Source organism: Roseateles sp. GW821-FHT03B02, from assembly GCF_059421025.1.
Window position 1 is genome coordinate 410,254 of sequence record NZ_JBWKUV010000002.1, and the last position, 19,205, is coordinate 429,458.

Below are 19,205 nucleotides of genomic sequence, written 5' to 3' on the forward strand. Positions count from 1 at the left end.
GTGGACATGCAGAGGAACGCGTATTGCCACCGCGCGACCTTCAGCGTGCCGGCGGCCAGCCCCCTGTCGCCGTGTTCCGCTGCGCCCGCACCGCCTATGTCTCAGCTCTCGGAGAACCCATGATCGTCCAGCCCATCGACTATTTCCTGATCGTCTGGTTCGCGCTCGCCGGCCTGAGTGCGGCCTACGTGGCATGGGACCAGTTTCGCCACAACCCCGAGCCCGTGGTGATGAAGTGGGGGTTCGTGCTGGTGACCCTCTACATGGGGCCGATCGGGCTGCTGCTGTACGTGATGGCGGACAAGGAGCCTGCGCCGGGCGAGCACGAGGTCTTCATCAAGCCGCTTTGGAAGCAGGGCGTGGGCTCGACGATCCACTGTGTCGCAGGCGACGCGACCGGGATCATCCTGGCCGCGGTCGTGACGGCATCGCTCGGGCTGCCGATGTGGGTCGACTTGATCGTGGAGTACGTGGCGGGCTTCGCTTTCGGCCTGTTCATCTTCCAGTCGCTGTTCATGAAAAACATGATGGGCGGCAGCTACTGGGAGAACGTGCGCAAGTCGTTCATGCCCGAGTTCATCAGCATGAACGCCATGATGGCTGGGATGGCGCCGGTGATGACCTTGCTGATGATGGGTCGGGACATGCGCGCCATGGAGCCGACCGAGATGCTCTTTTGGGGTGTGATGTCGGTGGGCGTCATCGCCGGCTTTGCGATCGCCTACCCCGTCAACGTCTGGATGGTGTCCCGGCAGATGAAGCACGGCCTGATGACGCAGCGCGACAAGGCTCATGACGAAAAGGCGCCGAACGCGCCCACGAAGCAAAGCGCCGAGAACACGCCGGCCTCGATGGCACACCAGGACCACGCGGGCCACGGGAAGCATGTGGCCGAAAGCGCTGGACACGAGAAGGCCATGGCCCCGGCCAGTCGTTCTTCTAACCATGGAGAACACGCGAAGTCGGAGGGTTCCGAAACCGGTCAAAGCGGTGCATCACAAGGCGCCTCGCATGGCGGACAACATGGCGCTCATGCCATGCAGCCTCAGGTGACGCGGCCGCAACTGGTGACGGTCAGTCTGTTCACTACGTTGATGCTGGCCGGCGGCATGACCTTCCCGGCGATCTTCGTGAACATGCGACTCTCAGCGCGTGACGTCCAGGCGTCGATCATGCCGCCGGGGATGAAGTCCTTCTGGGACACGCCAGGCGAGGCCATGCGCGACATGGCGGCAGTCCATCCGCGTCTGGTCCAGCACGAGCCGCCTGCCGACGCGCGTGGAGACCGCCCCCTGTTCGAACGCAATGAAGACGGCGTCAAAGTGTTTGAGCTCGAGACCGGGGTCGTGCGCTGGAACGTGCTGCCCGACGTCAAGGTCGAGGGCTACGCCTTCAACCAGCAAATCCCCGGCCCACGCATCCGCGTCACCGAGGGCGACCGGGTGCGCATCAAGGTGACCAACCGGCTGCCCGAGTCGACAACGGTGCACTGGCATGGGCTCATCTTGCCCAACGGCATGGATGGACCCGCCAACATCACTCAGCAACCGATCCCCCCAGGTGGCAGCTTCACCTACGAGTTCACGACGGAGCAGGCGGGCACATTTTTCTATCACACGCACGATCACGCAGACCGTCAACAGGCGCTGGGACTCTATGGCGCGCTGATCATCGATCCCAAGCCGGGATCACCGGCTGCAACCGAGCTGCGCGCCGACAAGGAATACGTCATCCAGCTGCAGGAGTGGCTGCAGCGGGAAGGCCTGACGTACCCGGCCATGCTGATGGAGGGCGGGTTGCCGAACTACTTCACCATCAACGGCAAGGCCTTCCCGTCGACGGATACCGTCACGATGAAGGTAGGGCAGACGATCAAGTTGCGCTTCATCGGCACCAACAACAATTTCGTTCACCCCATGCACGTGCACGGCGGGCCGTTCACCGTCGTCGCCCGCGATGGCTACGACCTCAAACCAAGCGCGCGATTCGAGGCGGACACTGTCAATGTGGGCCCTGGCCAGCGCTACGACGTGCTCTGGACGGCGCGCCGCCCCGGGGCGTGGCTGGTGCATTGCCACATCCCCCATCACACGACCAACAACAACGTCGAGCACCACGGAGGCGGCGGGCTGATGATGGTGTTGAATGTCCGAGACTGATCGGAGACAGCAGGTGCAGGACATCCCCACCCAGGCTTTGCCCAACGCTCAAGCCAGACCTCGCGTCACCGATATCGTCGACTGCGTCGTCATCGGGGCTGGGCCGGCGGGACTCACCGCCGCCATCTACCTCCGACGATTTCACCGGGACGTTCGGGTGATCGATGCGGGCGAGCCGCGCGCCGGGAAGATTTCCCGGTCTCACAACGTTCCAGGGTTTCCCGATGGGATCGCGGGCCACGAACTGCTGCTCCGGATGGCGGTTCACCTCGAACGCATGGGCGGCGTCGTCACCCGAGGCGAGGTGCAATCCGTGATTCGGGTCGAAGAGGGTTTGTTCGAAGTGGGGCTGGAAGAGTCGACTCTGCGATGTCGCTTTGTGCTTCTCTGCACCGGCGTCGTCGACCGGCCGGCTTCCATACCGGGCGCTGACTTGGTTGAGCATGCCGACCTGATGCGCTACTGCCCCGTTTGTGACGGCTATGAGCACACGGGCAAGCGCATCGGCGTGCTGGCCAACTCTGCCCACAGCCTGGCCGAGGCCAAGTTCCTGAAGAACTTCAGTGATTCGGTGAAGGTCATCCCAGTGGAGGGTTGTGTGGAATCCATCGGGGCCCAGGCAGCCGAGTTGGGGCTGGAATGTCTTGCCGGCCTTGCCACTGAACTGTCTGTGGATCCGTCAGGCAGCGTGATCGTCCAGGTGCGGCGAAGCCATCAGCAAAGCGTCGACGTCCTGTACTCGGCGCTTGGAGTAGATCCCCGCGCGTCACTGGCCTTGTCGCTGGGCGTCAAGCTCGATGATCGGCAATGCATCGTCGTCGACCACCATTGCCGAACGAACGTGCCCAATGTGTATGCCGCGGGAGACGTGGTGAGCGCGCTGGACCAGATCAGCGTTGCCGTGGGCCATGCCGCCATCGCCGCCGCGTCGATCCACAACGCCTTGGGCTCAGCGGACGCATCTGGGAAGTAGGGCAGGGCGCGCGTGCAGCGTCAGGCTGCGCATGGGCAGGTAGGTCTCTGTGGGTGGTGCCACGGCGGTGTCACCGTCCGGCGTCACCATCCGGCCATGCTTGACAACCTCGCCTCGCGCTTTTTCGCATGTGCGGCACCGGTGCTGCTCACCGCTCTGATGGCTCCGGTTGCCGGCGCGGCGGAGTCTCGTGCCGCGTCTGAGTGTCGGAGCACCGTTTTGAACGACGAGGAAGCGGAGGCGGTATGCGCGCTGCCGACGTTTCAGACCGACAGGGCAGTCCGCTTTCAGGCGCGTTTCCTTGGCAGCCACGACGACAGCGTGGTGTCGCTTCGTGTGGTCACGCTCAGTGGCGCCCCTGTCACCTGCAAGGAGGGGAGCAAGACAGAGTCGCGCTTTGAGGATGGCGAAGTGACGCTGGAATGCGCCGTCACCTCACCGGTGCCGCGATCCGGCGGCGAGCTGAAGGTCAAGATTTCCATGCATCACCTGCAGCTTGACAGGACGGAGCTGCTGATCGACTGAAGACCGCGATTCACGGCGGTAAGACTCCACAGCGTTCAGCCGCCCAGGGTGCGGTCCTGCTTCTGGAACCAGGCGAGAGCGCTGTCGAGATGCGATGGGTCAAAGTCTGGCCAGAGTTCGTCCACGACATAGATGTCGGCATAGACCGATTGCACGGGCAAAAAACCGCTGAGGCGACGACCGCCGCCCCAACGCACGATCAACTCCATGCGCGACACCTGCTCGGAATGCAGCTGACCGGTGCGCAGGCCATCCAGGTCCCACTCCCAGCCGTAGTTAACGAGGAAATTGACCTTGATGCCGCCTGCGCACCGCTGCCGGTAGCCGGCCAGTTCGGCGGGGAACTGGGATGACCGCTCATCGCCGACAACGAGAAGGGCAGCACCACGGCGGACGATCTCTTGCGCAAAGGCCACGCAGGCCGACCGAAAGTGTTCCGTCTGTGCGGTGGGCCGGCGGGTGTTGTCCTGGGTAAATCCGTAGACCGACACCTCTTCGATGCCGAGGCGTTGGCATTGCTCGAAAAGCGATAGACCGGGCTCGATGCCATGCGCGTAGCCAGCCTCCTTCGGCAGTTCGTTTCCAACGGCCCAGCGGCGGTTGCCGTCGGGGATGAAGCCAATGTGGCGGGGAAGAACCATGCGGGTCAGCGTCGAGAGGTGAAAGGAGGAATGCGGAGCGTCGTCGCGCCGTGTGTGGCGCTGGATCGCGTCCGCGCTGGCGCAGGTCAAGAGTGGCGCATTGCCGGCTCCGTGTAGGTCAGCATCAGCAAGCCGAAGATCAACAACGGTAGCAGCCAGGCGTCCCTCAGCCTGGCCGGAGAGTCCTGAGAAGCTGTTGCGCCGGGGGCTTGGCGAGACGCGGCGGATCTCGTCATGAGGACCTCCGCACCGCGTGCCGCCGCGGCCGTGAACAGGGCGATAGCAAAACCGCGGTGTTGGACTTGCATTAGCGCCATCGCGGCAGCATCAGCTGATCCACCGTGTTGCGCATGGGCAGCAAAGACAGTTGCCGTCACCGCGAGGGCCATCGGAACTGCGAGCCGCCAGATGGGGGTCGACAGCCGGCCACTCAGCACCAACGCCTCCACTACGCCGGCGACGAACAGGCTGCCGCCCTGCAGAAGGTGTTGCCGCGTCTCTGCTGCGTAGTTCACGGGTACGGCATCGCCATGGATCCAAACATCGGCCACGGATTCCAGGCCGTAGCCGACGAACAGTGCTGGTAGCAGCCACGGGATCCACTGCCAGCGCCAAAGGCCGCTCGCTCGGACAAGCATCAGCAGCGAGACCACTACGAAGGCAGCACCTCCGATCCAGTGAACTTGTTCCGAAGTGAGATCCATGCTGGCTCCTGGGCTTGAGGTTCAGGCCTGCGTCCAGACCTGATGCGCAGCATCTGCAATTCGCACGCCAGCGCGAGCCAGCGTCTCGTGGCTGGTTGTGGCCGAAAAGCGCCGATCCAGCGGCGCGTGTTCTCCTGTCATCGGTCAGGACCGAGACACGTATGGCGTGCGGGATCTGGTGCAGCAAGTTTTCCCGGCTCTTGGAAGTTCTCCGCTGAGTTCATCAGCGCCGGGACATCGTCACGACGCTGACTTGTTTGCTCGTCTCAGGGCTGCTTGACGAGCTCGAGCTTCAACCGCACGTCTGCTTGGCCCTTGTTGCTCCACGTCCAGCAGTACACCTGCTCACTCGTCACGTTCAAGGTGCCTTTGGACGAGGTGCTTCCATCCTCTTTTGCAGGAAAGCGCACGGCCTTGTCCTCGTGGTAATGGATGTTGAAGTTCGTCGGTGCGCTTCCCTCAAAGGTCCATTGCACCTGCGCGCCCGGTTTGAGCCCGTCGCACACCTCAGCGAACTTGGCAGGCGCTACGGTCAACTGGTGCTCGTAGCGCCCATTCGCGTCCCAGGTGACCTGGATGAGTTCGGCTTTCGCCCGCGGTGCGGCAACGATCAAGGCTGCAGCGGCGAGGAAGTAGAACGGACGGCGCTTGGAGTTCATGGGGGTGGCCTTGGAGTGGGTGGAGGTGAGGGCGGCGTGGTTGGGTGCGCTTCGTCATGCGTGTGGTGGCCGTGGCGGTGCCGCCATTCGAGCCAGCCGGCGAAAGAGCACACGGCTACCGCGCCGACTAAAGCCAGAAGCAGCACGACGGCTTCCAGTTCGTAGGTCATGTCGTCTACCGGATGCACGGCTGCGACTGATGGGTTTGCTATTGACCAGGGTCGATGGCGGGAGCCCGTGCACGATCTCCCTTGCGCATCGCGGTATCGCTGCCTGGGGCGTTGATGCTGGATTTCATCGAGGTTCCTTTCTGGCTCAAAAGGTCATCGATAGGAGTTGAAGACACGGGTGCCGCCGTCCTTCGCCACGAGCAGCACGTCGTAGGCTGCCTTGACTCCACCGCTTTCCATGCCGGGTGAACCCAGAGGCATCTCAGGGACGCTCAGACCCAGCGCGGCAGGGCGCTCGCGAGTGAGGCGCAGGATGTCCGCGGCAGGCACGTGTCCTTCGACGACATAGCCGTCGATCCTTGCGGTGTGGCAGGAGCTCAGCGATTCCGGCATGCCGAAGGTCTTCCGGAAGAGCGCGACGTCCGCCACGATGCGTGCCTGCACAGCGAAGCCGTGATCCTGCAGATGCTTGATCCACTTGCCGCAGCAGGAGCAATCGCGGGTGCGCCAAACCTCGATGCTGGGTTGGGGAGCGACTGCAAAGGATCGAGACGACACGCCGCCAAAGATCGCCACGCCCAGGGCGGCCTTCATGCTCAGTCGCAGGAGCTCGCGGCGTGATGCCCCGGCCCCCTGATGCATCTGCGAGGACATGCCGGCCTCAGTGCTTGTGGTCGGCGTGGCCATCGGCCTTGGCGGCGGTGGGCTTGCTCGAACCCTTTGCGGCGGCGACGGTGACTGCACCCTTCATGCCGGCGTCGTAGTGGCCGGGCTGCAGGCAGGCGAAGTCGACCTTGCCGGCCTTGGTGAATTGCCAGATGACCTCACCGGTCTTTCCCGGCGCGACGGTGACCTGGTTGGGGTCCGAGTGCTCCATCTCCGGGAACTTCTTCATCAGCTCGTAGTGCTCCTTCAGCTCGGCTTGAGTGCCCAGCACGAACTCGTGCTTGACCCCACCGGAGTTCTTGACCACGAAGCGGACCGTTTCGCCCTGCTTGACGTCCAGGCTGGACGGCGTGAAGCGCATGTTGTCGGTCATGTCGACATTGACGGTGCGCGTGACCTTGGCGGCTTTGCCGGCCTCACCGATGGCGTCGCTGTCGCCGTGGCTGTGAGCGTGGCCGTCGGCAGCCTTGGCGCCAGCTTTGGCGGCCGGCGCGGAAGCGGCATGGTCTACGCCGTCATGGGCCTGGCTGGCGAGGGGGGAGAGCGCGACAAGCGCGGCTGCGATGGCGATGAACGACTTTTTCATGGGAACTCTCTTCTGAACTGATGAACGGAAAGGGAAGTGGTGCGGCCGGGCCTCTACGACCCAGGCTGTTTTCAGTGGTTGTGACCGGAGCCGCCTGTGGGCTTGCGGATCTGGACCTCGATCTCTCGCGGCTTGTTGCGCTTGGACGGCGGCATGGATTGGCCGCCTTCGCTCGCAAAGCGGGCGGGCTCCGGCATGGAGCCGGTCCATTCGAAGGCGTTGGTGCCCTTGGGGTGCTTGAACCAGCCCGGATCTTTGTAGTCCCCCGCCTTCTGGTCGGCGCGCACCTTCACCACGCTGAACATGCCGCCCATCTCGACGGAGCCGAAGGGGCCTTCGCCGCCCATCATCCGGGCGGTGTTGTCGGGGATGGGCATCTCCATCTCGGACATGTCTCCCATGCCGCGCTCACCCATCACCATGTAGTCGGGGATCAGCTTGTTGATCTCCTTGACCACGCCGCGGTGCTCCACGCCGATCATGGTGGGCACGTCGTGGCCCATCGCGTTCATCGTGTGGTGGCTCTTGTGGCAGTGGAATGCCCAGTCACCTTCCTCGTCGGCCAGGAACTCGATCTGGCGCATCTGGCCCACCGCAACGTCCGTGGTGACCTCGTACCAGCGCGTGGACTTGGGAGTCGGGCCGCCGTCGGTGCCGGTGACCAGGAACTCGTGGCCATGCAGGTGGATGGGGTGGTTGGTCATCGTCAGGTTGCCCATGCGGATGCGCACCTTGTCGCCCTTGCGCACGTTCAGCGAGTCGATGCCCGGGAAGATGCGGCTGTTCCACGACCACAGGTTGAAGTCGAGCATCGTCATGATCTTGGGCGTGTAGGCACCCGGCTCGATGTCGTAGGCGTTGAGCAGGAAGACGAAGTCGCGGTCGACTTCTTCGATCAACGGGTGCTTGGCCTTGGGGTGCGTCACCCAGAAGCCCATCATTCCCATCGCCATCTGCGTCATCTCGTCGGCGTGCGGGTGGTACATGAAGGTACCCGGCCGCCTCGCTACGAACTCATAGACAAAGGTCTTGCCGGGCTCGATGGGCATCTGATTGAGGCCGACAACGCCGTCCATACCATTGGGCAGGCGCTGGCCATGCCAGTGGATGGAGGTGCGCTCGGGAAGCTTGTTGGTCACGAAGACGCGGACGCGATCACCCTCGACGACTTCGATCGTCGGGCCGGGCGATTGGCCGTTGTAGCCCCAGAGGTGCGCCTTGAAGCCCGGCGCCATTTCGCGCACCACGGGCTCAGCGACCAGGTGGAACTCCTTGACGCCGTTGTTCATGCGCCAGGGCAGGGTCCAGCCGTTGAGCGTGACCACCGGGTTGTAGGGACGGCCGGTGTTGGGCACCAGCGGCGCCATGGTGTCGGGTTTGTCCTGCAGCACCGGCTCAGGAAGCGCGGCCATCGCCACGCGGCTCACGCTGGCCGCAGTCACAGCCACGCCGGCGCTGGCGCTACCGATCAGGAAATTGCGTCGATTGGATGTCATGGTGGGGTGTTGGGTTCAGTGACTGATCAGTGCGCAGCGGCGCCTGAGCGGCCGGGCGCAGCCTCGGTCATGCGGCTCATGTCGGCACCGGGCGTTCCGAGGAGTTCGGCCTGCAGACCTGCGTCGGCCAGCCAGAAGTCGCGCTGGGCATCGATGGCCTGAGACACGCTGGTGATCTGCTCGCGCGCATCGGCCAGCAGCTCGAACACGCCAATGAGCATGCCGTTGTAGCGAAGCACGTTCTCCTCGGCGATGGTCTTGCGCAGCGGCACGATTTCGTCGCGGTAGTGGCGCGCCAGGTCGTACGCGGTTCGGTAGGCGCTGTATTGCTCGCGCACGCGGGAGTTCGCCTGCACGGCGATCTGGGCCGTCCGGTTCACGGCAGCCATGTAGGCGGCCTGCGCGCCGGCTCGGCGGACATCACCGAAGTCGAAGATCGGCAGCGGCAGGCTGACGTCATAGCCCTTCTGCGGCGCGGCTCCGGTCGCGCTGTTTCTCGACACCCCGATCTCCAGCGCGTTGACGACGCTGGTGACCCGGGTGAGGCCTTGTTCCCGAGCGAGGAAGTTCAGGCGCGAACGTGCGAGCTGCACATCCAGCCGTTGGTCTAGGGCGGTACGGGCCACACTGGCCTCGTCGCGCGGCGTCTTCGGCAGTTCTGGCAGCCGATCAGGCAGCTTCAGCTGCGCCGCCTGCGCGTCGTTCAGGCCGAGCACGCGGATGAGGGTTTCGCGGGCACTACGCTCGGCATGCTGGGCGCGGGCCAGCTGCGCTACGGCGTCTGCCGCGAAGGCCTGCTCGCGGGCGCGCTGCAGCTTGCTGTAGTTGCCCACGGCCTGCATGCGGCGGGCCAGTTCGGCGCTGGCATCCGCAGTCGCCTTGATCTGCTGTGCATACAGGAGGGATTGCTGGGCTGCGACAGCGTTGACCCAGGCGCCCCGCGCCTCATTGGCGGCCTGTACGACGCTGCCGGCCAGCGACAGGCGAGTCATCTCCTGCTGGTAGCTGGCCATGCGCAGGTGGGCTGGCAGCAGGAGCAGGTCGAGCACCGAGAAGCTCAGGACGCGATTGATTTCGAGGTCCCGAGTGCCGCCCTCATTGCGCACCAGCCGCTCGAACGCGAACACCGGATTCGGCAGCCGGGCGCTTTGCGTGGCCGCGGCGGAGTCGGCAGCCGCTTCGTACAGCATCGCTTGAAGTGACGGGCTGTAGGCCAGCGCGATCTGCACGGCGTCGTCTGCTCCCAGCGGCCGGGCCAGGCGAGCATCGAGGTCGGACTGAGCCTGCTGACGTGCTTCGTCCGTCGTGAGCCAGCGGGCCACGGCACCAGATTGCTGGCGTCCCAAGTCGCGGGCCGCCTCGAAATTCTGGTTGATCGAGGTGCTTGCGCAGCCACTGAGGACCAGGATGGCGGCCAGGGCTGCGACCGCGAGCTTGGGGCTGCGACGCAGTCGTGACGTGCGCTGTTCAGCGCCCGAATATGACGTGGTTGATGTGGTCATGCTCAGTGGTGGCCGGAGTGACAGCCCGATGCGGGGACGGACGCGGGCTGAGCCGCGGGCATGGCAGGGGATTTCGCAGCCCCGGCAGGCGGGGGCTTGGGTGTAGGCGACACGGGTTGACCTTGCATGGGCATCGCGTGACCTTGATGCGGTGATGCCTTACCTGGCGCCGACGCGCTGCTCGGCGTGCTCGCAGCCGGGGCAAGGGGTACGACTTGCCCAGCAGCGGAGGGGCCACCTTCTGCCGGCATCTTCATCCCACCATGGCTCGCGGGCATCGCGTCGTTGGCTGATGCCGGCGCAGGATTACCCCCCTGGGCTTCCTGCGCATACGCCTGCCAGCCGCCAATCTGGCGAACCAGGTCGTTGGACTGTCGCCAATTGGTGACCGGCTGCTCGGTGAATGCGCGGTAGCCCTCGAAGGCCGACCGATAGGTGGCCGAGGCGCCGGACGCAGCCTTGGCAGGCGCGGTGCTGTTGGTCTGGGCAGCGGTTGCGCTCTGCTTGACCGCCGGCGATGTAGTGCTCTGCGCGCTGGCAGGGCCGGCCAGTGCCGAACTGGCCAACGCTGCAGCGATCAGCACGGTGTGGTGAGGTGACATGAAATTCCTGCTTGTGCGAGCAAGGCGCGCCGAGGATGGACACACGCTTGCCAGGGAAGGGGAGATCGTTTCGGCGCGCCGGATCTGGCGGCGCAACGACTGGGTCGGTCGGGGCTCATCCAGCTCGCGCACGGCGTGTGCAGGCATGGCGGCGCCGCGCCGGCCCGACCGGCGCTTCAGGAGCGCGACGTTCGTGGCGGCCGCTCGGGCCCGCTCGTCAAGAAGGCAATGGGCGCCTGCGAAGTCCAAGCCATAACGCCCTGGATGGGCACCGCCTCATCGATGATCAGGGTGCGCGATGGCAGCGCGGCGATCGTGCAGCAGCTTGCGCAGACGCTGCACTTCATCTTTCCTGGCTTGCTCAGGTCATGATGCCCGCCACCGTGCTCATCGTTCGGCTGGCTGCTTGAACCGCCGTTAGCGGCGTGATCATCGGCGGGATGGTCGTGGCCGGCATGGTGGTGGCCACGCGCTTCGTGGCCTTCGCCGCCCGCAGGGGACAGGCTGTCGGGTAGCGAGCCAGAGGGTGCCGCGGTCGACTGCACGACTGAGGCAGCGCCGATCGACACGTGGTGATGGTCTGGGCCGCAGCACAGCATCGATGCAGACGCCCATCCCTGCATGGGAAGTGCGAGGGCAAGGAGCCACATCAGCGCTGATCTGAGCCAGGACCGCATTCGCAAAGTCTAGTAGAGCGTCTCGGAAGAGGCATCTGTCCGGGCTGCCTGACTTGCACAAGGCAGCCCACGGTCATAAGCCCAGGCTGATTCAGCGTGCCACCAGCTCCGTCACCTTGATGGCGCCGTCGACGCGGTCGGCCTTGAACTTCACGGCGTCACCCACCTTGAAACCGGAAAGCGTGGCAGCGTCGGCGCGGAACACCATGGTCATGCCCGGCATGCCGAGGTTGTCGATCGGGCCATGCTTGATGGTGACCTTGCTCTGCTCGACATCGATTTTCTTGATCTCGCCCTCGGCGAAGCTGGCGCCCTTGGCTGCGGGCGCGGTCGCCTGCATCGGTGCCGATGCGGCGTCGCCTGCGGCCAGCGCCCACGGGGCGATCGCACCGAGGGAGGCAATCGTCAGGACGGAGAAGATCATTCGGATGGACATGGATAACTCCTGGGAAGCTTGGCTGTTGCTAGGAACCCGCGGGTGCTTGTTCCTCTGGGCGCCACTTTATGCACTTGGCTGGCACTTGAGGGTGACTGCAACATTACGAATTCGTAATGAAAGCCAGGCGAGCCACAGCGACACTTCGACGATGCGCATCCTCGTCACCGAAGACGAGCCTCGGCTCGCGGACTACCTCAAGAAGGGCCTGACCGAAGCCGGCTACGTCGTGGACGTGGCGAACAACGGCGTCGACGGCAGCCATTTGGCAACGGAGGGCGACTACGACCTCATCGTGCTGGACGTGATGCTGCCCGGCATCGACGGCTTCGGGGTCCTCCGGAAGTTGCGTGAAACGCGCAACACGCCGGTGCTGATGCTGACAGCGCGGGACAAGGTCGAGGATCGCGTCCAGGGACTCAAGGGCGGCGCGGACGACTATCTCGTCAAGCCATTCGCGTTCAGCGAGCTTCTGGCGCGCGTGGAGGCGCTGCTGCGACGTGGCGGTGCGGTGACGTCCCAGCCGCTGACGTCGATGCGGCTGGGCGACCTTGAGCTGGATTTGGCGCGGCGCAAGGCGACGCGTGGGGGCCAACGCTTGGACCTGACGCCCAAGGAATTCAACTTGCTCACGCTGATGCTGCGCCGGCAGGGAGAGGTGCTGTCCAGGACGGTCCTCGCCGAGCAGGTCTGGGACATGAATTTCGACAGCGAAACGAATGTCGTGGACGTGGCTGTGCGGCGTTTGCGATCAAAGCTGGATGACCCGTTCGACCAGCCGCTGTTGCACACCGTCCGCGGCATGGGCTACGTTCTGGAAGAGCGCTGATGGGCGGGTGCTGCGATTCTTCGCCGGAGCCGTCCCTCTCCTTGCGCGAGACCATATCGCTGTCCATGCGTTCCATCTCGGGCCGATTGACGTTGGCGGTCGCCATCGTGGGGTTGGCGGTCTTCGTGGTGGTGGGATCGATGCTCCAGTGGGCTCTGCGGCGTGAGCTGGAGCGCATGCGCGACCGCGATCTCGATGGCCGGGCCGACGTCGTTGCCCATTTTCTGGACGAGGTCGAGGCAGGGGACGATCTTTCCGAACTGCGGCATCACCTGGACGACGTGCTGATCGGCGATGGCCAACTGCGCATCTGGTTGATCGCGGACTCAGGCGCCGTGGTCTATGGCGGCAAGACCCGACCTGCAACTCAGCCTGCAGATCCCAACGCCGCGGTGGGAAAGCTGACGATCTGGCGCGAGGACGGCGTGGCGTTGACGGGGCGGTCATTTCGCGTCAAAGCGCATGGCCCTGTGCCCGACGGCATCGCGCTGATTGGTGTCGACACTCGCAGCGACCAGCGCTTGCTCAGTGCGTATCTGGGCGCTCTGGTCTTTGTCTGCGGGCTGGGTGTGGCAGCGCTCTCTGCGCTGGGCGCATGGGTGGCGAGGCGCGAACTGCGGCCTGTGCGCGAACTGTCCACGGAAGCAGCCGCGATTTCGCCACGAGCGCTGTCGTTGCGACTGTCGTCCCAGGGCGTGAGCGTCGAGCTCGAAGACCTGGTCGACAGCTTCAACCGTGCGCTGGACCGGGTGCAATCGGCCTACGAGCACCTGGAAGCGTTCAGTGCCGACGTCGCGCATGAGCTGCGAACGCCGCTCACCACCATGATCAGCGCCACGGAGGTCGAGCTCGCCCGAGAGCGCACGGTCGCAGAGCTGCGCGACACGCTGTCTGGAAACCTCGAGTCCCTTCACCAGTTGACGACGATGGTCAACGACATGCTGTTCCTTGCGCGCGCCGACCAGGGTGGCACGGCGCAGACCTTGGTAGTCACGGATCTGCGACTGGTCGCGGGGCAGGTCGTCGAGTACTTCGACGCGGTGCTCGACGAGCGGCTTCAGCGGGTCGATATCGTCGGCGAGGCTCAAGCGCCTGTGAATGCTGCTCTCGTCCGACGCGCGCTGGCCAACCTGTTGAGCAATGCGAGCCGATACACGCCGGCCGGCCGAACCATCTCGATCCAGCTGAGCACGGTGGCAGCGACCTCCAGCGACGAACGAGTCGCCATCACCGTGGTCAATCCTGGTGAGGGCATCGACCCGGTGGTGCTGCCGCGGTTGTTCGAGAGGTTCTTCCGTGCGGACACATCGCGCCAAGGATCTGCCGAGCATCACGGGCTGGGACTGGCCATCGTCCGCGCGATCGCGCGCATGCATGGCGGGGATGCCTTTGCCGCGAGCGCAGGCTGCATCACAAAAGTTGGCTTCACGCTCCGCACCGCAGAGGCGAGCCCGTTGCCTGGCGATGGGGCCATCGAGCCGCATGGAGACCCATGACGAAATCGTAATCCGCGCGTTGGCCTGGCGTCGGTGCCCGGTTCCTAGAGTTCAAGCGTGCTTCGGGCACTCAACCAACGAAAGGAACACACATGAAGACGCTCATCATCACCACCACGCTGGTCGCCGCACTCGCAGGCATCGCCGCGCCGGTGCAGGCGCGTGACGCGCTGGAAAACGCCGTCAAGACGACGATCGAGCTGCAGGACGGCTCGACGCTGTACGTGTTCAAGGACGGCAAGATGGCCAGGGAAGACTCCTTCGGCCGCGCCGTCTTCCTCAAGGCCGGCGAGACGCTGAAGGCCAAGGACGGCCGAGAGATCAAGGCCGTTGGCAACGAAGTTGCACGCCTGGATTCCCTGTTGCGCGAAGGTCACGGCGGCTGACGTCAAGTTCAGGTCGCGTCAGCTGAGACGGGCACGCAGATTGCCGAGGTTAGGCTCAACTTTCAGGAGCACACATGCGCACCCGTTTCGCCCTACCTATCGTGGTTTCCTTCATCATCGCTGTGCCGGCAGTGAGCTTCGCCCAGACTGACTCGATGGGTATGAAGGGGCAAGCTGATCAAGGCTCACAGCAGCTGCATCAAAAGATGAGAGGCGGCATGGAAAGCATGCAGGCGTTGAAGCCCACAGGCAACGTCGACAAGGACTTCGCGATGATGATGAAGATGCACCACCAACAAGCGCTGGACATGGCCGAGATCGAACTGCGCAATGGCAAGTCGCAAGAGATGCGCGACATGGCGCAGATGATCATCAGCGCGCAGAAGAAAGAGATCGCGCAGTTCGACAAGTGGCTGGCCGCCAACAAGTGACTTCGGTTCTACAGCGCTTGCACGCCGGTCCGGTTTGTTTACCTCGGAGAAAGAAGCCCGGAGGGGCTTCGCAAGCGTCCGACGATCCCGTCTTGTGGCGGATCAGTCAGCGGCCAGTGCGTGGATGATTGGGCAGCCGCCCTTGGTTACCCCCGTGTCGCATTGATGCAGCAGCGCCGTCAGCGCTTTGCGCATCGCTTTCAGGTCGGCTAGCTTCTCTTCGATGACCTGCAGCTTGTGCGCGGCCAGCTCGCGTGTTTCGGCACAGGCGCAGGCCTCGTCGAGTTCGAGCAAGCTGCCCACTTCGTCCAAGGTGAAGCCCAGCACCTGTGCTCGCTTGATGAAGCGCACACGCTTGATTGCATCCGAGGCATAGCGGCGATGCCCGCTCGTCGGCTTGTCGGGTTCGGCCATCAAGCCGCGGCGTTGGTAGAAGCGGATCGTCTCGACGTTCACGCCGGCCTCGTTGGCCAGTCGCCCTATCGTCAGCTCGGTTGTCATCTGAATCCCCTTGACTCCGTACCATGGTACGGACTCTAGACTGTGCGCCATCGAATAAGTTCACCCCGGTGATGGCAATGTTGAGGATCAAGGGTTCGCTGATTGCTAGCGTGCTGGCGGCGGTCGGCGCGTCGGTATGTTGCGTCGGGCCGCTGGTACTGCTGACGCTGGGCATAGGTGGCGCATGGGTCTCCAGCCTGACTGCGCTGGAGCCGCTGAGGCCCTGGCTCCTGGCCACGACGTTGCTTTTCCTGGGCCTGGCGTTCCGGCACCTGTACCTGCGGCCGCAGGCCTGCGAACCAGGTGCTATGTGCGTTGAGCCAATCGTCCTCAAGCGCCAGCGGCTGATCTTCTGGGTTGTTGCACTGGCACTCCTCTCGTTGTTGTCTGTGCCTTGGTTGGCACCGCTTTTCCTCTGAAGGGACTACCCATGCGTAACTTGTTTGCCGCTGTACTTGTCGCAGTGATGCCGTTGGCCGCGCTTGCCGCCACGCCGCAGACCGCCGTTCTCGACGTCCAGAACATGACCTGCGGGCTGTGCCCGGTGACAGTGAAAAAGTCGCTGGAGCAAGTGGCCGGCGTGACTCAGGTGCGGATCGACTTCGCGAAAAAGACGGCCACCGTGACGTTCGAAACTGACAAGACCAATGCGACGGCATTGACCAAGGCCACGACCGACGCGGGCTACCCCTCGACGGTTCACAAGTGATAACGACCGCACCTCAATTGGAGTCGATGCTGACATGCCCGGAGTGCAGCCACGCCAAGCGCGAGGTCATGCCGACTGACGCCTGCCAGTTCTTCTACGAGTGCGAGCACTGCAAGACCGTGTTGCGGCCAAAGGCCGGTGACTGCTGCGTGTTCTGTTCGTACGGCTCGGTCAAGTGCCCGCCGGTGCAAACGCAGCGGGGCTGCTCGAGTTGCGGCGCCTGATGGGCGCCAACGGTGCGGCAGCAGCTGCAGCGGCTCATCACCGCGGCAGCGCGCTTGCCCGTATGCAGTGAGCCTGCGAACAGCCAGTCCCAACGGCCCAGCGCGATCGGTCGCGTCTGATTTTTGACGCCGTTCTTAGCTTCCATCTTGTCCAGCCAATTGCCGGTTGGACAAGATCGATAGCACTCCCAAAGCGCTTCTCAAGACGGGTTCGCTGGACGCTTGAGGGGCTTTCTACATTTCTGGGGGCAAGTTCGCGGCGCGATAGCCGAGAAACGATCAGATCTTGAAGTCGTCGAAGGCCACCCGGTCGTCCTCCACACCGAGTTTCTTTAGCAGCGCAAGCATCGCGGCCAGCATCGCCGGCGGACCACACAAGTAGAAATCGCAGGCCTGCAGGTCAGGGTGTGACTGCAGCACTCGTTCCCTCACCACCTCGTGAACCATGCCGAAGGGATGCTCCGTACCTCGCTCGTCCGACAGGACCAACTGCCAACTGAAATTGGGATAGCGCGCCGCCAGCGCCTGCATCTCGTCGACGTAGGGAGCATCGGCAACCGTGCGAGCGCCGTACCAGAAGTGGATGGGCTCTTCGGCACCGGACTCCAGCAGATCCCTCACCATGGCGCGCAATGGCGCCATCCCTGCGCCGCCGCCGATGAAGATCTTCTCCCGCTCGCCGTGGCGAATAGCGAAGTCCCCGAAGGGCCCGCTGTACTTCAGCTTGTCACCCGCCTTGAGGCCAAAGACATAGGACGATCCTTTGCCTGGCGGATGGTTCTTGCCACCCTGTTTGCCGTGGCAGAAGCGCACGAGCAAAGACAGCCGCCCGTTCGTCTGGTGGACCGGTGCCGACAACGAGTAGGACCTGCGCAACAAGCTGCCGCTGGTCCATTGAGTCGGCAGATGCAGACCGGCCCATGCTGGGCGGTGTTCGTCGGGCGATTCGATCTGGTGCTTGCCCATCTTGTAGGCCGGCACATGGATCTGGATGAACGAACCGGGCCGGTAGTCAGGGCCGAGCTTGTCCTTGGGCAGCAGCACGACCTCCCGCAAGAAAGGCGACAGCGCGCGGACGCTTTCGACTTCGGCATCGTGCACGGCCCCAAGTTCGGCACCACCGCGGACTTCGATGTCCAGGTTGCGGTCGAGCTTGAGATTGCAGGCCAGACGGCAGCCGGCTTCTATCCTCGACGGCGAAAGCAGCGCGCGATCCGCGCTGGTTGCGTCGGGAGCTGCTCCGCGCACGCGCACCTCGCACAGACCGCAGGTCTGGCCACCACCGCAGTTGGACGGCAGCTGCAGCCCTTGCTGGGCCAGCGCGGAGAACACGGTGTCGCCGGCGTGGGCACGCACGCTGCGCAGGCGACTGCCATCCGGCGCATGGATCATCAGCGCCCGGGTGCCGCGCCATCGCTTCGGTATGAACTCGGCCAGGCTGAAGCTCGTGAACAGCAACCAGATGCCGCTCAACGCCAGCCAGAATCCTCCGACGGCAGCGCTGACCACGAGCGGATTGTTGAAGTCCTGGCGTCCGCTGTAGTCCATGATGTGGAGCATCCAGAAGAAGTCGAACAGCCGCCAGGTCTTGTTACGGTGCTCCAGCACATCGCCCTGCAAGGTCAGGTAGGCGGTGGTGTCTTCTGCGTCCGCGAAGACGACGCGCCACACCTTGCCGTCGAGAGCACGAGTCTCCAGCGACTTGTCGACGAGCTCCGCAGACTTCACCGTGCCCGGGCCGCGGTACGAGGCCTGCGCGAGGCGCTGAGCCAGGGCGGCATCGAGCTCGACCCGCTGGCCGCTGCGGGCGTCGATCAACTGGGTCGACTTCTCGCTGACCAGCCGGTAGACGGGGCGATCCATCAACCAGCCGGTGGAAGCCACCTGGGTCAGGGTACGTTCCTGCGCCAGCAGGCTGCCGACCGGTTGAACATCCTGAGGCCAGGGCCTTTTGGCGGCCGCAGGCGCTCGGAACTCCCGCCCTCGAACCTTCTCAGCATCCAGAAGACTCATCACCAGGCCGCTGCACATCCACAGCACGAGCTGCAAGCCGATCAGCAAACCGATCCACTTGTGAATCTTGCGCATCCAGGGGGTCATGGCTGTGCCCTCCGACGGAAGCTGTAGAACACGAGCCAGGCGCCACTCAGCGCGAACACCAGCCCGGTGCCGGCCGCGACGCGCAGCAGGTTGTTGTTGACGTCGTCGCGCGTGTCGTAGTCCATGATGTGGAACATCCACAGGAAGTCGAACCAGCGCCAGAGATCGTGACGGCGGGCCAGAAGGTCGCCGGTGTCCGGCGAGAAGTACAGCGTCGTGTTGGATCGGTCGTCGAAACGGACGGCCCACATCGGCACCGGCCGCTTTGCCACCTCCTGGGGTGCCTGCGTGATCCAGGTCACCTCGCGGATTTCAGCCTCACCCTGGTAGATGTCCTTGGCGCGCGCAACGATTTGCTCCCTTGCCAACGGGCTCAGCACATTGCCTTTTCGCGCGTCGACGAGGGTTGCCTTGCCGCCGGCACGCAGCTCGTAGACCTCCTTCCCGAGGAACTTCTTGAGCTTCATCGACTCGAAGCCGGGGCGGATCTTGGCGAGTTGCTCGATGTCCAGCCGCTCGCTGACCTGGTCGAGAGGGCCATCGAAGACATGGGCGAGGTGGTCGCCATGGATCACTTCGAGCGATATCGCGGTCATGTACAGGCCACTGACCATCCAGAGCAAGGCCTGGACGCCAATGACAAGGCCGATCCATTTGTGGGCTCGGCGCACCCAGAAGGGTAGGTTCATAGGAGATGTCTCACTTCATTTGATGCGTCACGGGGCACCGTGGG

General features: G+C 64.1%; 22 protein-coding genes. 10 read left to right on the forward strand and 12 right to left on the reverse strand.

The genetic code is table 11. The annotated features are described in order from the left end of the window. Nucleotides 1-119 precede the first annotated feature (119 nt). From AC07VX_RS08195 to AC07VX_RS08205, 3 genes are all read left to right on the forward strand, one after another. The gene (locus AC07VX_RS08195) at nucleotides 120-2,159 is read left to right on the forward strand and encodes a multicopper oxidase domain-containing protein (protein WP_268149181.1); all 2,040 of its coding nucleotides are present in this window, start codon (nucleotides 120-122) and stop codon (nucleotides 2,157-2,159) included. Then, nucleotides 2,146-3,132, forward strand: coding sequence for an NAD(P)/FAD-dependent oxidoreductase (locus AC07VX_RS08200; protein ID WP_493164241.1), 987 nt, complete (start codon nucleotides 2,146-2,148; stop codon nucleotides 3,130-3,132). Before AC07VX_RS08195 ends, AC07VX_RS08200 begins: the two co-directional genes overlap by 14 nt. Nucleotides 3,133-3,228: 96 nt before the next feature. Further along, nucleotides 3,229-3,657 (forward strand): hypothetical protein, encoded by a 429-nt coding sequence (locus tag AC07VX_RS08205; protein ID WP_268149177.1) that lies wholly within the window; start codon nucleotides 3,229-3,231, stop codon nucleotides 3,655-3,657. Between the two features lie 35 nt (nucleotides 3,658-3,692). Here the strand turns inward: AC07VX_RS08205 and AC07VX_RS08210 are convergent, their stop codons facing one another. The 9 genes from AC07VX_RS08210 to AC07VX_RS08250 all read right to left on the reverse strand — a co-directional run bounded on the left by AC07VX_RS08210 (nucleotide 3,693) and on the right by AC07VX_RS08250 (nucleotide 11,796). Then, nucleotides 3,693-4,388: an undecaprenyl diphosphate synthase family protein gene (locus tag AC07VX_RS08210; RefSeq protein ID WP_268149175.1), complete on the reverse strand. Its 696-nt coding sequence runs from the start codon at nucleotides 4,386-4,388 to the stop codon at nucleotides 3,693-3,695. Beyond that, the gene (locus AC07VX_RS08215) at nucleotides 4,385-5,002 is read right to left on the reverse strand and encodes a hypothetical protein (RefSeq protein WP_492688344.1); all 618 of its coding nucleotides are present in this window, start codon (nucleotides 5,000-5,002) and stop codon (nucleotides 4,385-4,387) included. The genes AC07VX_RS08210 and AC07VX_RS08215 overlap by 4 nt, the downstream gene beginning before the upstream one ends. A gap of 266 nt (nucleotides 5,003-5,268) precedes the next feature. After that, nucleotides 5,269-5,661 carry a hypothetical protein gene (locus AC07VX_RS08220; protein ID WP_492688346.1) on the reverse strand — a complete coding sequence of 131 codons (393 nt, stop codon included), beginning with the start codon at nucleotides 5,659-5,661 and terminating at the stop codon, nucleotides 5,269-5,271. Nucleotides 5,662-5,984: 323 nt separating this feature from the next. Continuing rightward, on the reverse strand, nucleotides 5,985-6,425 hold the full coding sequence (locus AC07VX_RS08225; RefSeq protein ID WP_492688348.1) for a DUF411 domain-containing protein: 441 nt from the start codon (nucleotides 6,423-6,425) through the stop codon (nucleotides 5,985-5,987). A 67-nt stretch (nucleotides 6,426-6,492) separates the two neighbouring features. Next, nucleotides 6,493-7,083 carry a cupredoxin domain-containing protein gene (locus AC07VX_RS08230; protein WP_492688350.1) on the reverse strand — a complete coding sequence of 197 codons (591 nt, stop codon included), beginning with the start codon at nucleotides 7,081-7,083 and terminating at the stop codon, nucleotides 6,493-6,495. A 71-nt stretch (nucleotides 7,084-7,154) separates the two neighbouring features. Next, entirely contained in the window at nucleotides 7,155-8,579 is a 1,425-nt protein-coding gene (locus tag AC07VX_RS08235; RefSeq protein ID WP_492688351.1) for a multicopper oxidase family protein, read from the reverse strand. Nucleotides 8,580-8,605: 26 nt separating this feature from the next. Further along, entirely contained in the window at nucleotides 8,606-10,081 is a 1,476-nt protein-coding gene (locus AC07VX_RS08240) for a TolC family protein (RefSeq protein ID WP_493164242.1), read from the reverse strand. Nucleotides 10,082-10,859: 778 nt separating this feature from the next. Further along, the gene (locus AC07VX_RS08245) at nucleotides 10,860-11,333 is read right to left on the reverse strand and encodes a hypothetical protein (RefSeq protein ID WP_493183878.1); all 474 of its coding nucleotides are present in this window, start codon (nucleotides 11,331-11,333) and stop codon (nucleotides 10,860-10,862) included. Between the two features lie 118 nt (nucleotides 11,334-11,451). Beyond that, a complete protein-coding gene (locus tag AC07VX_RS08250; RefSeq protein WP_268149155.1) occupies nucleotides 11,452-11,796 on the reverse strand; it encodes a copper-binding protein in 345 nt (114 codons plus the stop codon). Between the two features lie 151 nt (nucleotides 11,797-11,947). Here AC07VX_RS08250 and AC07VX_RS08255 point away from each other — a divergent pair, with 151 nt between their 5' ends. The 4 genes from AC07VX_RS08255 to AC07VX_RS08270 all read left to right on the forward strand — a co-directional run bounded on the left by AC07VX_RS08255 (nucleotide 11,948) and on the right by AC07VX_RS08270 (nucleotide 14,938). After that, on the forward strand, nucleotides 11,948-12,625 hold the full coding sequence (locus tag AC07VX_RS08255; RefSeq protein ID WP_492688355.1) for a heavy metal response regulator transcription factor: 678 nt from the start codon (nucleotides 11,948-11,950) through the stop codon (nucleotides 12,623-12,625). 65 nt (nucleotides 12,626-12,690) lie between these two features. Continuing rightward, nucleotides 12,691-14,121 (forward strand): heavy metal sensor histidine kinase, encoded by a 1,431-nt coding sequence (locus AC07VX_RS08260; RefSeq protein WP_492688356.1) that lies wholly within the window; start codon nucleotides 12,691-12,693, stop codon nucleotides 14,119-14,121. Nucleotides 14,122-14,213: 92 nt separating this feature from the next. Beyond that, nucleotides 14,214-14,507, forward strand: a complete 294-nt coding sequence (locus tag AC07VX_RS08265; protein ID WP_492688357.1) for a CopK family periplasmic copper-binding protein — start codon at nucleotides 14,214-14,216, stop codon at nucleotides 14,505-14,507. 74 nt (nucleotides 14,508-14,581) lie between these two features. Next, nucleotides 14,582-14,938, forward strand: coding sequence for a DUF305 domain-containing protein (locus AC07VX_RS08270; protein WP_492688359.1), 357 nt, complete (start codon nucleotides 14,582-14,584; stop codon nucleotides 14,936-14,938). Between the two features lie 102 nt (nucleotides 14,939-15,040). On the opposite strand, the gene merR is transcribed toward AC07VX_RS08270, so the two are convergent. Next, a complete protein-coding gene (gene merR, locus AC07VX_RS08275) occupies nucleotides 15,041-15,439 on the reverse strand; it encodes a mercury resistance transcriptional regulator MerR (protein WP_492688360.1) in 399 nt (132 codons plus the stop codon). Between the two features lie 77 nt (nucleotides 15,440-15,516). Between merR and AC07VX_RS08280 the strand changes: the two genes are divergently transcribed. The 3 genes from AC07VX_RS08280 to AC07VX_RS08290 are packed head-to-tail and all read left to right on the forward strand — an operon-like array spanning nucleotide 15,517 to nucleotide 16,372. Then, entirely contained in the window at nucleotides 15,517-15,858 is a 342-nt protein-coding gene (locus AC07VX_RS08280) for a mercuric transporter MerT family protein (protein WP_492688362.1), read from the forward strand. An 11-nt stretch (nucleotides 15,859-15,869) separates the two neighbouring features. After that, nucleotides 15,870-16,148 carry a mercury resistance system periplasmic binding protein MerP gene (merP, locus tag AC07VX_RS08285; protein ID WP_493164243.1) on the forward strand — a complete coding sequence of 93 codons (279 nt, stop codon included), beginning with the start codon at nucleotides 15,870-15,872 and terminating at the stop codon, nucleotides 16,146-16,148. Between the two features lie 26 nt (nucleotides 16,149-16,174). Further along, the gene (locus tag AC07VX_RS08290) at nucleotides 16,175-16,372 is read left to right on the forward strand and encodes a GDCCVxC domain-containing (seleno)protein (protein ID WP_268149454.1); all 198 of its coding nucleotides are present in this window, start codon (nucleotides 16,175-16,177) and stop codon (nucleotides 16,370-16,372) included. A gap of 279 nt (nucleotides 16,373-16,651) precedes the next feature. On the opposite strand, the gene AC07VX_RS08295 is transcribed toward AC07VX_RS08290, so the two are convergent. Beyond that, on the reverse strand, nucleotides 16,652-18,472 hold the full coding sequence (locus AC07VX_RS08295; protein ID WP_493164244.1) for a 2Fe-2S iron-sulfur cluster-binding protein: 1,821 nt from the start codon (nucleotides 18,470-18,472) through the stop codon (nucleotides 16,652-16,654). Beyond that, on the reverse strand, nucleotides 18,469-19,161 hold the full coding sequence (locus tag AC07VX_RS08300; RefSeq protein WP_492688366.1) for a PepSY domain-containing protein: 693 nt from the start codon (nucleotides 19,159-19,161) through the stop codon (nucleotides 18,469-18,471). The genes AC07VX_RS08295 and AC07VX_RS08300 overlap by 4 nt, the downstream gene beginning before the upstream one ends. Nucleotides 19,162-19,205: the final 44 nt, after the last annotated feature.

Excerpts from the sequence above, each read along its gene's own strand:
- AC07VX_RS08300 (WP_492688366.1), bottom strand. The coding sequence starts at position 19,161 with ATGAACCTACCCTTCTGGGTGCGCCGAGCCCACAAATGGATCGGCCTT.
- AC07VX_RS08230 (WP_492688350.1), bottom strand. The coding sequence starts at position 7,083 with ATGAAAAAGTCGTTCATCGCCATCGCAGCCGCGCTTGTCGCGCTCTCC.
- AC07VX_RS08270 (WP_492688359.1), top strand. The coding sequence starts at position 14,582 with ATGCGCACCCGTTTCGCCCTACCTATCGTGGTTTCCTTCATCATCGCT.
- AC07VX_RS08295 (WP_493164244.1), bottom strand. The coding sequence starts at position 18,472 with ATGACCCCCTGGATGCGCAAGATTCACAAGTGGATCGGTTTGCTGATC.
- AC07VX_RS08205 (WP_268149177.1), top strand. The coding sequence starts at position 3,229 with ATGCTTGACAACCTCGCCTCGCGCTTTTTCGCATGTGCGGCACCGGTG.
- AC07VX_RS08260 (WP_492688356.1), top strand. The coding sequence starts at position 12,691 with ATGCGTTCCATCTCGGGCCGATTGACGTTGGCGGTCGCCATCGTGGGG.
- AC07VX_RS08235 (WP_492688351.1), bottom strand. The coding sequence starts at position 8,579 with ATGACATCCAATCGACGCAATTTCCTGATCGGTAGCGCCAGCGCCGGC.
- AC07VX_RS08245 (WP_493183878.1), bottom strand. The coding sequence starts at position 11,333 with ATGTGGCTCCTTGCCCTCGCACTTCCCATGCAGGGATGGGCGTCTGCA.
- AC07VX_RS08250 (WP_268149155.1), bottom strand. The coding sequence starts at position 11,796 with ATGTCCATCCGAATGATCTTCTCCGTCCTGACGATTGCCTCCCTCGGT.
- AC07VX_RS08290 (WP_268149454.1), top strand. The coding sequence starts at position 16,175 with ATGCTGACATGCCCGGAGTGCAGCCACGCCAAGCGCGAGGTCATGCCG.
- AC07VX_RS08280 (WP_492688362.1), top strand. The coding sequence starts at position 15,517 with ATGTTGAGGATCAAGGGTTCGCTGATTGCTAGCGTGCTGGCGGCGGTC.
- AC07VX_RS08240 (WP_493164242.1), bottom strand. The coding sequence starts at position 10,081 with ATGACCACATCAACCACGTCATATTCGGGCGCTGAACAGCGCACGTCA.
- AC07VX_RS08225 (WP_492688348.1), bottom strand. The coding sequence starts at position 6,425 with ATGAAGGCCGCCCTGGGCGTGGCGATCTTTGGCGGCGTGTCGTCTCGA.
- AC07VX_RS08220 (WP_492688346.1), bottom strand. The coding sequence starts at position 5,661 with ATGAACTCCAAGCGCCGTCCGTTCTACTTCCTCGCCGCTGCAGCCTTG.
- AC07VX_RS08265 (WP_492688357.1), top strand. The coding sequence starts at position 14,214 with ATGAAGACGCTCATCATCACCACCACGCTGGTCGCCGCACTCGCAGGC.
- AC07VX_RS08255 (WP_492688355.1), top strand. The coding sequence starts at position 11,948 with ATGCGCATCCTCGTCACCGAAGACGAGCCTCGGCTCGCGGACTACCTC.
- merP (WP_493164243.1), top strand. The coding sequence starts at position 15,870 with ATGCGTAACTTGTTTGCCGCTGTACTTGTCGCAGTGATGCCGTTGGCC.
- AC07VX_RS08200 (WP_493164241.1), top strand. The coding sequence starts at position 2,146 with ATGTCCGAGACTGATCGGAGACAGCAGGTGCAGGACATCCCCACCCAG.
- merR (WP_492688360.1), bottom strand. The coding sequence starts at position 15,439 with ATGACAACCGAGCTGACGATAGGGCGACTGGCCAACGAGGCCGGCGTG.
- AC07VX_RS08215 (WP_492688344.1), bottom strand. The coding sequence starts at position 5,002 with ATGGATCTCACTTCGGAACAAGTTCACTGGATCGGAGGTGCTGCCTTC.
- AC07VX_RS08195 (WP_268149181.1), top strand. The coding sequence starts at position 120 with ATGATCGTCCAGCCCATCGACTATTTCCTGATCGTCTGGTTCGCGCTC.